The following is a 12,555-nucleotide window of genomic DNA, read 5'->3' on the forward strand; positions in this document are numbered from 1 at the left end:
CAAAGGTATTCCTCTCGGCCATCGCTCTCGCTGCTACAGTCCTATTCTGGCTGTAATTCAATGAGTCTGGAGCCTAGCAATCAAGCGTCATTGCCGGTCCATAAGTCGCCACGATGGCGCGAAGCAGGGTCCAGAATCTCGCGTTTGGAACCCAGTCCGTGACCTCTTCTCCGCCGTGAATCGTTCGCCCGCCAGTGATCCAGTTACCCGGCTTCCGGCGGGGGTCTCCGGTGACGTCACGATGGAACCCGGAGTTCTGCATGATCTCGGCAAAATCACTGTCGATGAGTCTTGCGGAATCGCCGTCAATTATGGACTCGATCCTCTTCGCGACAGGTCGTGGCACTTTATACGCACCTCGACCTTTGTCGGCGTCTTGGGCAAGAGTGTTCGCCCGGATCAGGCGCGCACATTCGCGCTGAAGCTTTGTCCGTTCTATATAGTTCATTTTGTTGCCTTCTATTTTTTGATTGTGGTGAGTGTGGTTTTTTGTGCCTCGCCCATCCCTTTGATGGGCGAGGCACGATGTCCGGTAGTAGGAGTAGCTACCGCACATCGTGGAATTCTTGTGCAAGCAGGGCAGAGACGGTGCTTTCGACATGATGCAGGGAAAGCCTGAACTGACCGTCACCCAATCGCAGGCGTTCTTGATACCAAAGCTGCGCGCGTCGAAGCGCCTTCTTCATCGCGCGCCTGCCAGCGGCGTCACGCTGCCTTGCGGTCAGCCCAGTCCGCAATTTCCTGCTCAAGGCGCACCTCCTCATCAATAAGTTGTTGGGGCGAAAGACGTGCTCGTGCAACTTCAGCAGCCAGCCACTTTTCATCACGAAGGCGTTTGTGTTCTTCCTGCTCGGCGGTCAATCGTGGGGGCAATGGTCCACCTGCAAACAGGGATTGTGCTGCTGGGATCATCGACCGCGCCTCCGCTCTGCACGGGCCTCTGAGCGATCCACAGCGGCGATAAGGCGATTTCTTTGCCGTGTTTGCTCGTCCAGTATTCCTCGCCCATTGCGAGCCGTGACACGGGCAACCAAGGTAGCATATTCTGCTGCGCTGATCGTTACGCCTGAAAGATGGCAATAGTAGTTGCTGCCCACTTTCACGAAGTGTTCTGCGATAGTTCCACCGGCTGCACGCAATGCGGCTTCGATCTGGTTGAGGTCTGTCATTTGATCAGACCCCACGCCCGACCCTTGGCGATGCGCTCGCTTGGGGGCAATGTGAGGAGTCTACGAAGCAGGGTGGCTTCATCGGCGATGCTGGTAGGATCAGGCGTAGATGCTGAACCTGTAAGACCGAGACGCCGAGCCTCGGACATACGCTCTGTTGGAGGGAGCCGGTTCAACTCCGCGTGGGCCTCTTCTTGCCCTTGTTCCAAAGCTTCACGCAATTCGCGCTTTTTGACATGCTCTCGCGTAACTTCAAGCTGCCGCACTTCGTCGAGATACACCTCGGACAGAGGTTCGGTGGTAAGGGTGAAAAGTCTCGCCGAAGGAATCGCCACGATATCCTCACGTGACAGTTCGACACCCAGCAGACGCGAGGCATCTGACATGATCTTGTCGCTCACCGCCTCCCACCGGGCTTTCAATTTGTCATCTCCGGCTACGATGTTCCGGAACTGCTCGCCGTTATCCATTATGCTGCCTCTTTTTCATACAGATTTTCATATCGGGCGTTCGTAATTGCGTACGGCACAGCCCAGTGTTCAAAGGGTGGCAATACACTCACGTCGCCAAGTACGGCCCACTTCAAAACCGGGTCCGTCAGGATCAATTTCAGGCGCAAGGCCTCAAGGTGCTCAAAGAGCACTGAGGACTGCACAGACGCGGCAAGAGCATTGGTAAAGGTCACTCTCGCACCAAAGGCACGTTCAAGCTGTTCGCCCCTCAACCAGCCTTCGAGACGGCGCGCTCGGGGCACGGCATTGTCACCTGCCCAAAGCTCTTCACGGTCGTCAGCGGCCAGCTCAAAGAGCGCTGAAACGTGTTGCCGTTCCTTCGGCTTGATTGTCGGCAAAACGTCTGCCAGCCGATAACGACGCGCACCGTTTTGCCCGTGGGAATATTCGAGTCCACGCACCCGGGTAGTAATAGTGTTCTGGGACCGCCCGAGTGCGTTGACCATGTCGGATTGACATACAGTCAGCACTTGTTAACCTACTCACAAATAGAGATTATTTTTCTTCCGGCATTTCTGCCTTTATAAATTTACCCTATCAGATTTTTGCGATTTCGTCAAAAATCACCACAAAAACGGGTCACGGATTTGGGGGTAAAGAAAAAGCCCGCTACGCGGGCCATCGACAATATGAAAGCCGCTGGACATTTCAAAAGACTGGGGTGAAATTTCAACAACTCACAACAATAGAGAGCGAGGCTAATCGGTTGTCTAAAAATGGCATTGGATCAGAGGATCAAGCGGTTTTTGATAGATTAAAGTCGGACGGACATATCACTCATCAACTTCGTCGCATGATAACTCAACAATGGAAGACCTGTGTTTCGTGCGGCCAACCCGCGTCATCAGACAGACCAGTCTTCGCCGGATACAGCGTTGACGAGGAACCACTTCTTGTTGGCTCTTGCTGCGCGGACCGTCTGGCCCGCCTTGCTACGACGGTCTACTGGTCGAAAACTCTAAACGTGTCCGCGCCTGAAAGCTTGAAAGTTTGGCGTTACATGGACTTTTCAAAGTTCGTTGCCATGCTCATGCAGCATGGCCTCTACTTCACGACTGCCGAAAAGTTCTCTGATCCCTTCGAAGGTGCCATCGGGAGGGCAGATCGAGAGACAACTTGGGACGACTACTATTTGCAGTTTTTTAGACAGGCATTGGCGACGCCACCGCCGGGTTTCCCACCGCCAAATCTCTCGAAGACAGAGATAGAAAAACAAGCCCATGAGCTACTTGTGTCAGCAAAAGCCTCTTCGGCAGATGTCCGTAGGACACTCGTGAGTTGCTGGCATGGAAATGACGACGAGTCCGAGGCGCTTTGGCAGCTTTATTGCTCGCCAAAAGGACCGGGGCTAGCAATCCAAAGCACGGTAGAAAAGCTCTGGGATGCAGCATCAAGCAATAGCAGAGCGATTGTTGGGCGCGTCCATTACGTTGATTATCAGAAGCACTACGCGTCCATTCAGGACGACCGCATTTTCTGCAAGCGCCAGTCTCTAAGTCACGAAAGAGAAATTAGAATTGCCATACAGAATGATCCCCGCGAGCCAATCGACGGATACCTGTTAGATTGTGATTTGCAGAGCCTAGTAAGCGGTATTGTCGTGTCTCCGTATGCCCCGCCGTGGTTCATGGATGTGCTGACAAGCACGATTGAAAAATTCGAATATAATTTCGAAATTAGGCCATCTTCAATCGGTGATGACCCATTCTATTGAGTCACTAATACTGAACAGCGTCCAACGCTTCCCGAAGGATTGTCAAACCCTCTGGCGCATCGTTCAGGCGTGTCTTGTAGTTCCTCAGATGCCCCTGTCCCGAAACGTGCCCGGTGATACCCCGGATAACATCGTCGCTGCGCTGAGCACGTTGCAAGCGGTCAACTTAAGGCGCGAGAGGGTCAACCTGCTTCAAGCAGTCAAACAGGTACTGTATGCCCGCAACTTCGCTATAGCTGCCATCAACGGAATCGTTGTTCACATGCTCAATCGAACGCCGCAAAATACCTTTACAAGAGGCACGGGGGGATAACTGTCCATAGAAGCGTCCATAGGAAAAGCGACGATTCCCTCCAATTCATTGATATATAACGATATACATGATAGAGATGGTGCCCCCACACGGACTCGAACCGCGGACCTACTGATTACAAATCAGTTGCTCTACCAGCTGAGCTATAGGGGCACTGGCTGTCGATTACTTCCTCTGGCGGTGGACTGCAAGTCTGAATTTTACCCCTAACTTAGACATTGCCCGATTTCCTGAGAACGTGCAAAAACGCCGGGCTCATTCGCAGCAGAGATCTCGCGAGAGGTGGCGAACGCGGCTATACAGAAAAGCCAGGGTTAAGGGAAACAAGATGCAGGTTGCTATCCACGCTGGTGTTGCCTTTTCGGATGAAGGGCTGGTGATGTCCTCGCTTGGCGCGAACAGGCGGATATTGGCGGATTACCGAACGGCTGTTCTGGGGCCGCGTCGGTCCCGGCAATTCGTCAAAGTTGTGTCTGACTCGATCTTGCAAGGTCAACCTGATGCAGAAACACCAAACAGCTTGGCGGACCTTGTTACCGGCAATCCCAACCTGGACCGCGTGATTTTGTCGAGCGACAAATTCTTTGGCCCCAGACGCACCGCGCTGCAACACGGGCAGATCTATCCGTTTGCGGGGAAAAGAACGGCTTACACAGAATCTCTGCTGGACGGCGCGCAGGTTGAAGTATTTGCAGGGCTGGTAAATCCCGTGGTTTTTATTCCAAAGATCCTTGCGTCGATCCATGAAGATCATCGTCAGGACATACTGGCCAGCACCGATTTAAGCTGCCTCAGTTGGCTTGGTATGGTCGAAGACCTGCTGGATCTTGCCCCGCAGGTTCAACTCACCTTGTGGGAACACGAGAATTCCCCGCTTATTTGGGGAGATATCATCCGCGCTATATCCGGATTGCCTGATGAGGCTCCACTTCATGAAGAATATGCATTCCTGTCTTCACTTTTGACGGAGGCCGGTCAACGACATGTATTGGACATCGTGAGAAAAGGGGACGCCCTTGACCGGACCAGCCGACGTGAAGAGATGGCAAATATTTTGGACGAATACGCCCGTCTGGAGCAGATCGAAGAAGAGCTCGATATGCCGGGTTGGAATGCCGACATAGTTGAAGCGTTTACAGATCTTTACGAGCAGGATCTGGCCACGATCCGGTCCATGCAGGACGTTCGTGTATTACAAATCTGATTGCCTGCGCAATGCTGTCGGCTTTGTTGCACAAATGGCGCGAAGGAAACTCTTTCCATCAACCCTGCGTGACGGCAGGAACGCATGCGTATTTGGGCTCTGCTGAATACAGGGTCGCGAACTGGTGGTCTTGCAGCGACGCGCTGATACGGAAAAGCCTGCCGATCAATGGATTGATCTGGCAGACCATGGCGTTCGACCATATAAATCAATCGGTTATCCGCAGGATGGCGTCAACTGTCCGGTTCATTTGATTGGCGCAATTCATCAGGCATCAAGGAAATCCCGCAATACCCCGTTAAACAGTTCGACTTTCTCCAGATGCGTCGCATGTGCAGAGTTCGGAATCACCGCGAGATTTGCATTCGGGATAGATTGCCACAACTGTTCTGTCTGACTCCATGGGTAGGTACGATCCCGATCCCCCCACATAACCAGTGTCGGGGTCTTGATTGCTGACAGGTTTTCAGCGCCGCTCCAGGAATTCATCGCGTCCAAACCAGTGAGCATGGCTTTCAGATTGCTTTTCTGCGCTATCGTGGCGCAAAGTTCATATTCCATCGCCTTTTCGCGCTCTAGAAACCAGGTTGCCGCAATTCGCCGCGCCGTCACTTTCGGTCCGTCTGCACAGGCACGGGTTTTCGAGGTATCAATGGTCTCAAACCGCCCGGGCAGCACTCCTACGGACCCGGTGCCATAAAGAACCAAACGGTCAACACGCTTGGGCGCACGGGCAACCATTTCCTGCGCGACCATTCCACCCATCGAGTGACCAACCAGATGGAATTTCTCGATGTTGCGCAACTTCAATTCATTCAACGCCCAGTCCGCGAAGCCCGAGATACTGCCGAATGCATCGCGTTGAGTATTTTCACCAAAACCCGGCAAATCCAGCGTGATGACATCGTAACCTTCCAGGGCCTCGACCTGCCGCTGCCATTGCCGACTGCCGCCCAGAAACCCATGGACAAATACTATGGGTGTCATTTCCGGCCGCCTTGCACAATCCGATCCAGAATCATCGCACAGAACAGAATTGAGAACCCTGCAAGGATACCCTGGCCAACATTCGCGTACTGCAACGCCTCCAGAACGTCTTCACCCAGCCCTTTGGCACCGATCAGCGACGCTACGACAACCATTGCCAATGACAGCATGATTGTCTGGTTGATCCCCGCCCGGATCGACGGGCTTGCCAGCGGCAAGTCGACCTTGGTGAGCAGATACCATTTGTTGGCGCCAAAACTGATCGCTGCTTCACGCACACTTTCGGGTACTCCGCGCAAGCCCAGAACGGTCAGGCGCACCACTGGTGTGCCGCCGAAAATCATCGTGACCACGACCGCCGCTGGTTTGCCAACACCAAAAAACGCGATCACGGGGACCATGAAAACAAAGGCGGGCATGGTTTGCATGAAGTCCATGATCGGCTGGATGAAAGCGTAAAACCGTGGCCGACGCGCCGCGAACATGCCCAATGGAATTCCGATGACAATCGACAGGCACGCCGCTGTCCCCAACAAGGCCAGTGTGGTCATTGCGCCCTCCCAGAAGCCCAACAGCCCCATATAGGCCAGAAATGCGCCCGAGTAGATTGCCGTGCTGACGCCCGCAGTCAGCCATGTCAGCAGAATGATGAGACTGGCGATCACGATCCACGGCGTCTGTACCAATATGACCTCAAGCGCGTCCAGCAGGGTACGGATACCGAATGTCAGCCCGTCAAAGAACGCTTCGCTGTTGCGCACGCACCAGGCGATGAAGTCTTCCACCCAAGTGATGCTGGTCAGGCGGATGTTGGGGTCCGTCGGGAAATGGCTGAGCAACGAGAAACGCCCCGGAAAGCTGTAATGCAGCATCGCCGCAGCAACGATCAGCGCCATGAATACCGCGCTGAACACGATCTGCGATACCGGCATTGCTGATCGGATTGAACGATCTGACAGCCATTCCGAGAAACGCGCCTCGAGCGCCCAGTTTGCCACCTGTGACTGAACAAGCTTGACGATGATCAGAATGATCAGGCCGGTCAAAACAATGTACGGGCCCTCGGCGGCCATCGCCTCGGCTTCAGCGCGGATGCCGCCTATGTTTTCCTCAAGCGAATCCACCGTTCGCTGATAGACATCGATCTTGTCCGAATTGTTTTCAATGGCAGCGGCCAACTGCTGACGGCGCAGTTCAAGCGTCCCTTCAATAGAAGCGATGCGTTCCATAGCCTCGGCCGCCAGATCGCCGAACATCCCTCGCGCGATCTGCACATAGGCTATTGTTTCGAGGATCAGAAATGGAAGCGCCCATGACCACAAGCCCCGGGCACCGAACCAGACCGGACCAAATAATCCGGCCATCAGATTGAAGGTTGGTGTAAAGCGGGACGACGCGCCGATCTTGTCGAAGTTGCGGATGTAGTAGTCGGGGCTGGTGCGTACAAATGCCCGAATGTTCTTGCGCCGCTCTTCGGCATACGCCAAAGCAGCTTCGCTTTCGGTATCTTCCAGCGGGTTCACATCAGATGTGCTCATGACACTTCGGTCCCTTCGATCACGGTGCGCAACAGATCGGCACGGGTTATGACGCCAACATCCACGCCGCCGTCCTCCACTAGGATTGCGCTGTCGTTGTCGATTGCCAGATTGATCAGCGTGCTCAGGTTCTCACTCTCATTTACACGTGGGGCATCTGCCGATAGCGGCCCATGGGTCGCAACATGCTCTGGTATGGGCCGCATGACCGCATGGGCGCGCACCACTTTGAGCCGCGATATGCCCGCAACGAAATCGGCCACATAGTCGTCGGCGGGGTTCATGACGATGTCTTCGGCCGTCCCGATCTGCACCACCTTGCCGTCGCGCATGATCGCGATCCGGTTCCCGATGCGAACTGCTTCATCCAGGTCGTGGGTGATGAAGATCGTCGTCTTTTTCAGGATTTTGCTCAGTCGGATGAACTCATCCTGCAACTGCCGCCGGATCAACGGGTCCAGCGCCGAGAACGGTTCGTCCATTAACAACACATCCGGGTTCGCCGCCAGTGCCCGGGCAAGGCCCACACGTTGCTGCATACCACCGGACAGCTCGTGTGCGAATTTCGATCCCCAGGCTCCGAGTTCGACGATATCCAGAATAGCGGCGGCCTGTCGCATGCGTTCATTCTTGCTGACCTGCCGGATTTCCAGCGGCATCGCGACATTGTCCAGCACAGATCGATGCGGCATCAGCGCAAAGTTCTGAAAAACCATACCGATCTTGTTGTTGCGAAACTGCTGGAGCTCTTTCGGACCCAGAGCCATCACGTCAGTGCCCTCGATTTCGATCTTGCCGGCGGTAGGCTCCAACAACCTGTTGAAGTGGCGGACCAGAGTGGATTTTCCGCTGCCTGACAGGCCCATGATGCAGAATATCTCGCCCCGATTGACCGACAGGCTGACATCCGCCACGCCGACAACGCAGTTGTATTCAGCCAGCACTTGGGCCTTGTCCAACCCGCGGTCGCGGATCGCCTGCAGCGCCACCTCTGGCCTGCTCCCGAATATCTTCCAGACATTCGAGATTTCAATAACGGTATCGTCGCTCATAGGTCCCCCAGAGGTGCGCATTTGGGCGGCGCCGCCAATCGCCGCCACCCTGTTTCTGGACGTGAGATCAGAGACCCAGCCAGGCGTCGACACGACCCGGGTTCGCTTCGACCCATTCACGGGCAACCTCTGCCGGATCCCGGCCCTTGCCGCTGATCTCATAGGCGAACCCGCTCACATCATCTGCTGTCAGCGCGAAATTCGTGAAGAAATCAGCAATCGCCGGAGAGCGCTCTGGCAGCGTGTTGGACCATGCAATCTGCACGTTCTTGAGCGCGTCCTTGGTCGCAACACTGGATTTGTTGTACCAGTCCGGATCATCAGACGGCTGGACCATCACGTATTTTGCCGGGTCAAATGTCGGCTCGGTCAACATCTGAACGTCGAACATGTACCAGACCGCATGCGGCTTGTAGCAATAGAAGGCGTATCCTTCACCCTTGGCTATGCTGTCCTTGATCCGCGCGGTCTTCACGCTTTCCTCGGCACGTACCGGCTCGATGAAATCAAGCAGACCATAGTCGCGGGTTTTGACTTCGTTCACATTGGCCGAAGCCCAACCCGGGGCGCCAATCCACATTTCACCTTTGCCATTGCCGTCACTGTCCATCAATGCGGCTACATCCGGGCGACCCAGATCAGCGATGTCGGTGATGTTGTTGGCTTCACCAAAGTCTTTGCTGACGCAAAAGCCCTGATTGCCCTCGTAGGGGTTCGACGACAAGGTAACGGTGCCGGCTTCGTCCACATACTTCTTGGTGAAGCTTTCCTGGTTGGGCAGCCAAACGTCGGGATGCACATCGATATCGCCCTTGCCCTGATCCATCGCCTGAAAGATCGTGGCGTTGTTGCCGGGCACATATTCCACTTTGCCACCGATGCGCATTTCCACGACCGCGCCCAGCAGATGGGCAATGGCCTGTGCGCCGGTCCAGGATGGCACGCCGATCTTCACTTCTTCGGCTGCGAATGCAGGCACGGCGCAGATGCTGACCGCAGCAGCCATCCCCAGCGTTTTTAGATTGGTTCTCATGGTCTTCTCCTCTGTTGAAATGCGCCGTGGTTCGGCGTCGTTTTTTCCGTCGTTCGACTTTCCTATTGCGCAATAGGGTCGTGCCAACATGCATTTGGCCGCAACTTCGGACGGAAGGCTGAAAAGAGGACCAACCGCCAGACCCTACCCAGAAGTCTAGAACAGGAACTTTTCCGAGAGCCAATTCGAACATTTCATCAAACTATTCTGTTTCTGCATAGTTCCTGTATGCTTGTTGAAAACGTTCGTTAACAAGCGGGGATACTCATTGGATCTGAATTGGCTACGCGACTTTGAATGCCTCGCCCGGACCTTGAACTTCACCCGTGCATCCGATGAGCGTAACATCACGCAATCCGCATTCAGTCGCAGAATCAAGGCGTTGGAGAGCTGGGTCGGGCTGCCCTTGGTCAATCGGGCAACGTATCCGGTGCAACTGACAGAAGCCGGCAAACAATTCCTGCCTGTTGCTCAGGCGGCGATTTCACAGCTGTCAGAATCCCGCCAATCCCTGCGGGACGCCGACCGGGGCGACAGTCGGTTCATCCGTTTTTCGGTTCTACACACCATCGCGGTGAATTTTTTGGCGACCCGCATAGAGGAATTGCAGAAGCAAATCCCGGATCTGCGAACACGCGTTCTGTCTGATTCTCTGAGCACCTGCTGTGATCTCTTGGTCGAGGGCGCGGTGGATATCCTGCTGTGCTACTATCACCACTCTGTCTCGCCCATGATCGACGAAACCGCGTTTGAGCGTAAGGATCTGCTGAAGGATCGTCTGATACCCGTAGCTGCTGTTGAGCCGGTACGGACAATGGGATGGGATTTGTCCAGACAGGATGGTCCGCAGATCCCCTATCTGGCCTATGACCGATCGTCGTTTTTGGGCATGGTCGTCGAAAACACCGTTGACCGGAAACCCCAGAATACCGAAACGATATATGTCGATAGTCTGGTCGAAACGATCAAGCGACGATTGATGACAGGCAGCGGATTTGCCTGGATGCCCGAAACGGCGATTGCCGAGGAACTTGATCAGGGGGTACTGGTGCCGGTCGGCGATGATACATGGTGCGCGACGTTGACGATTTCAGCCTTTTCCAATCCAGTCAGCTTGGATCAGATTGCGTACCAGCTTTGGCAGCGTTTGTGACCAAACGAAACCGTTTTGGGCCCACCGACTGCCGTTGAAAAAAGCCCTACGCTAACTCGCAGAGCAGCCCGTCTGAGAAAAACCGACGATCGCGCGGACCAGTAGATCGACCGTGTCCACTGCTTTGGCGTCGTCCGTGACGCTGTCAGCAATGAGAGAAAACTCGGAGCAAGCGATAAGTTGCAAGTCCGCCCCCGCCTTGACCAGTGCCTTTGAAGACGCTTGCAGTGTTTCGCGCGCTTTGTCACTTGGGCCGTTGACCTTAATCTCGCGGATCGCCGCCAGCATCATGTCATCATCCGCTGGCCAAACAGGTGATAGCCCGCGCGCCTGCAGTGCTGTATCGAAAAGACAAGTACGGCGCACTGCAGGAGAAGCGAGCATACCAACGCAACCGCCTGCCCCCAGTTCACGGAGGGCATGATCCGCTGCCAGATCAACCATATTCAATAGCGGAACAGTCACGGCTTCGGTGATCGCCTTGGCATAGTAATGCGCTGTGTTGCAGGGCATCGCCAGTGCCACGGCGCCAGCATCCTGAAGGCGTCGCGCCATTGCTGCCAGTGTCGGCCCCGGATCTTCGCCCGACCCTTCGATCAGATGAGTGATCCGCGATGGCACCTGTGTGTTCATGTCGATCAGAAGCGGAATGTGGTCCCGATCATCGCGCACCGGTACAGCCTCCACCAGCTTACGCTGGAGGAGGATCGTTGCCTCGGGGCCCATGCCGCCAAGAATGCCGATGGGGTGCAGCATCATTGCTCAGATATTCACCCAGCGGTTTTTGTGATCGAACGCAAAGTCATACCCCGCCAAAGCCGCGGCGCCGCCCGTGTGAAGGAAAACGACCCGCTGATCTTTGAACTCGCCTTTACGCGCCAGATCGATCAGACCCGCAGCGCCCTTGGCCGAGTAGCAGGGATCCAGAAGAATACCTTCCAATTCAGCAAACATCTGAATCGCTTCGATACCGCTTTCAGTGGGCAGTCCATAGCCTTCACCGACATAGTCGGTATTGGCCATGACATCTTCGCGCTTTACCACGCCTGCGCACCCCAGTTTTTCGGCTGTCTTGCAGGCGAGGTCGTAAACCATCTGTTCCTGCTTTGGCTGAGGTGCCCTTGTCCCGATGCCAAGCACCGGCACCTGCGCATTCATGGCGCACATTCCTGTCACCAAACCTGCCTGCGTACCGGATGACCCGGTTGCATGTACCAGACGGTCAATCTGCAATCCGCTGTCATTGGCCTGCCCCAACAGTTCAAAGGCCGCGTTTACGTAGCCAAGCGCCCCGGTCGGGTTCGAGCCGCCGCCGGGAATGACATAGACGTTGCGGCCTTCTGCCCGTTTCTTCTCGGCAGCCTTTTCCATTTCGCCCGGCATATCGTGACCTCCGGGAAACTTCTCGGTCGTCGCACCGTGCAAGTGGTCCAGCAGGACATTGCCGTTTGTATTGTAGTTGCCATCTTGATAGCCGGTGCGGTCTTCCAGAAGAATATGGCATTCAAGGCCCAGTTTGGCGGCAAATGCTGCGGTTTGTCGACCGTGGTTGGTTTGAGTGGCACCTTGCGTCATCACCATGTCCGCGCCCTGCGCTTCCGCTTCGGCCATCAGGAATTCCAGCTTGCGGGTCTTGTTGCCGCCGGTTGACATGCCGGTGCAATCGTCGCGCTTGATCCAGATTTCCACACCCAGCTCTTTGGAAAGCCGCTTCATCGGTTCAAGTGGTGTCGGAAGATGGGCGAGGTGAAGGCGGGGGAAGCGGGCGAGATGCATATCACAATTCCTAATATTGATTTTCGTCAATTTATACTTTCAATTACCGCGCTGCTAATTCGAAATTCAGCAAATATGTTGCAACAATTGCATGTTAATCGGGG

General features: G+C 55.0%; 15 protein-coding genes and 1 tRNA gene. 3 read left to right on the plus strand and 13 right to left on the minus strand.

What is annotated here, in order from left to right; genetic code table 11:
- Positions 1 to 73 precede the first annotated feature (73 nt).
- The 6 genes from AC2FEB_RS21990 to AC2FEB_RS22015 all read right to left on the minus strand — a co-directional run bounded on the left by AC2FEB_RS21990 (position 74) and on the right by AC2FEB_RS22015 (position 2,127).
- Positions 74 to 448, minus strand: a complete 375-nt coding sequence (locus AC2FEB_RS21990; protein ID WP_496884374.1) for a hypothetical protein — start codon at positions 446 to 448, stop codon at positions 74 to 76.
- 97 nt (positions 449 to 545) lie between these two features.
- Positions 546 to 749: a hypothetical protein gene (locus tag AC2FEB_RS21995; RefSeq protein ID WP_496884375.1), complete on the minus strand. Its 204-nt coding sequence runs from the start codon at positions 747 to 749 to the stop codon at positions 546 to 548.
- On the minus strand, positions 706 to 912 hold the full coding sequence (locus AC2FEB_RS22000) for a hypothetical protein (RefSeq protein WP_496884376.1): 207 nt from the start codon (positions 910 to 912) through the stop codon (positions 706 to 708). The genes AC2FEB_RS21995 and AC2FEB_RS22000 overlap by 44 nt, the downstream gene beginning before the upstream one ends.
- Positions 909 to 1,169, minus strand: coding sequence for a hypothetical protein (locus AC2FEB_RS22005; RefSeq protein ID WP_496884377.1), 261 nt, complete (start codon positions 1,167 to 1,169; stop codon positions 909 to 911). The genes AC2FEB_RS22000 and AC2FEB_RS22005 overlap by 4 nt, the downstream gene beginning before the upstream one ends.
- Positions 1,166 to 1,639 carry a hypothetical protein gene (locus AC2FEB_RS22010; RefSeq protein ID WP_496884378.1) on the minus strand — a complete coding sequence of 158 codons (474 nt, stop codon included), beginning with the start codon at positions 1,637 to 1,639 and terminating at the stop codon, positions 1,166 to 1,168. The genes AC2FEB_RS22005 and AC2FEB_RS22010 overlap by 4 nt, the downstream gene beginning before the upstream one ends.
- Complete coding sequence (locus tag AC2FEB_RS22015; protein WP_496884379.1) at positions 1,639 to 2,127, minus strand: hypothetical protein; 489 nt, start codon at positions 2,125 to 2,127, stop codon at positions 1,639 to 1,641. Before AC2FEB_RS22015 ends, AC2FEB_RS22010 begins: the two co-directional genes overlap by 1 nt.
- 215 nt (positions 2,128 to 2,342) lie before the next feature.
- Between AC2FEB_RS22015 and AC2FEB_RS22020 the strand changes: the two genes are divergently transcribed.
- Complete coding sequence (locus AC2FEB_RS22020; RefSeq protein ID WP_496884380.1) at positions 2,343 to 3,395, plus strand: hypothetical protein; 1,053 nt, start codon at positions 2,343 to 2,345, stop codon at positions 3,393 to 3,395.
- Positions 3,396 to 3,785: 390 nt separating this feature from the next.
- Here the strand turns inward: AC2FEB_RS22020 and AC2FEB_RS22025 are convergent.
- A tRNA-Thr gene (locus tag AC2FEB_RS22025) sits at positions 3,786 to 3,861 on the minus strand.
- A gap of 175 nt (positions 3,862 to 4,036) precedes the next feature.
- Here AC2FEB_RS22025 and AC2FEB_RS22030 point away from each other — a divergent pair.
- Positions 4,037 to 4,912, plus strand: a complete 876-nt coding sequence (locus tag AC2FEB_RS22030) for a hypothetical protein (RefSeq protein WP_496677092.1) — start codon at positions 4,037 to 4,039, stop codon at positions 4,910 to 4,912.
- A gap of 267 nt (positions 4,913 to 5,179) precedes the next feature.
- Here AC2FEB_RS22030 and AC2FEB_RS22035 read toward each other — a convergent pair whose 3' ends face one another.
- From AC2FEB_RS22035 to AC2FEB_RS22050, 4 genes are all read right to left on the minus strand, one after another.
- Entirely contained in the window at positions 5,180 to 5,899 is a 720-nt protein-coding gene (locus AC2FEB_RS22035) for an alpha/beta fold hydrolase (protein ID WP_496677090.1), read from the minus strand.
- The gene (locus AC2FEB_RS22040) at positions 5,896 to 7,437 is read right to left on the minus strand and encodes an ABC transporter permease (RefSeq protein WP_496677088.1); all 1,542 of its coding nucleotides are present in this window, start codon (positions 7,435 to 7,437) and stop codon (positions 5,896 to 5,898) included. The genes AC2FEB_RS22035 and AC2FEB_RS22040 overlap by 4 nt, the downstream gene beginning before the upstream one ends.
- Positions 7,434 to 8,489: a quaternary amine ABC transporter ATP-binding protein gene (locus AC2FEB_RS22045; RefSeq protein ID WP_299640340.1), complete on the minus strand. Its 1,056-nt coding sequence runs from the start codon at positions 8,487 to 8,489 to the stop codon at positions 7,434 to 7,436. The genes AC2FEB_RS22040 and AC2FEB_RS22045 overlap by 4 nt, the downstream gene beginning before the upstream one ends.
- 67 nt (positions 8,490 to 8,556) lie before the next feature.
- On the minus strand, positions 8,557 to 9,522 hold the full coding sequence (locus AC2FEB_RS22050) for an ABC transporter substrate-binding protein (protein ID WP_496677085.1): 966 nt from the start codon (positions 9,520 to 9,522) through the stop codon (positions 8,557 to 8,559).
- 268 nt (positions 9,523 to 9,790) lie between these two features.
- Between AC2FEB_RS22050 and AC2FEB_RS22055 the strand changes: the two genes are divergently transcribed.
- Positions 9,791 to 10,675 carry a LysR family transcriptional regulator gene (locus AC2FEB_RS22055; protein ID WP_496677082.1) on the plus strand — a complete coding sequence of 295 codons (885 nt, stop codon included), beginning with the start codon at positions 9,791 to 9,793 and terminating at the stop codon, positions 10,673 to 10,675.
- A 51-nt stretch (positions 10,676 to 10,726) separates the two neighbouring features.
- Here the strand turns inward: AC2FEB_RS22055 and cuyB are convergent, their stop codons facing one another.
- Together cuyB and cuyA are read right to left on the minus strand one after the other, a co-directional pair.
- Complete coding sequence (gene cuyB / locus AC2FEB_RS22060) at positions 10,727 to 11,434, minus strand: cysteate racemase (RefSeq protein ID WP_496761434.1); 708 nt, start codon at positions 11,432 to 11,434, stop codon at positions 10,727 to 10,729.
- A 3-nt stretch (positions 11,435 to 11,437) separates the two neighbouring features.
- Positions 11,438 to 12,451 (minus strand): D-cysteate sulfo-lyase, encoded by a 1,014-nt coding sequence (cuyA, locus tag AC2FEB_RS22065; RefSeq protein WP_496677077.1) that lies wholly within the window; start codon positions 12,449 to 12,451, stop codon positions 11,438 to 11,440.
- Positions 12,452 to 12,555: the final 104 nt, after the last annotated feature.

Source organism: Ruegeria sp. YTSC106, from assembly GCF_059609765.1.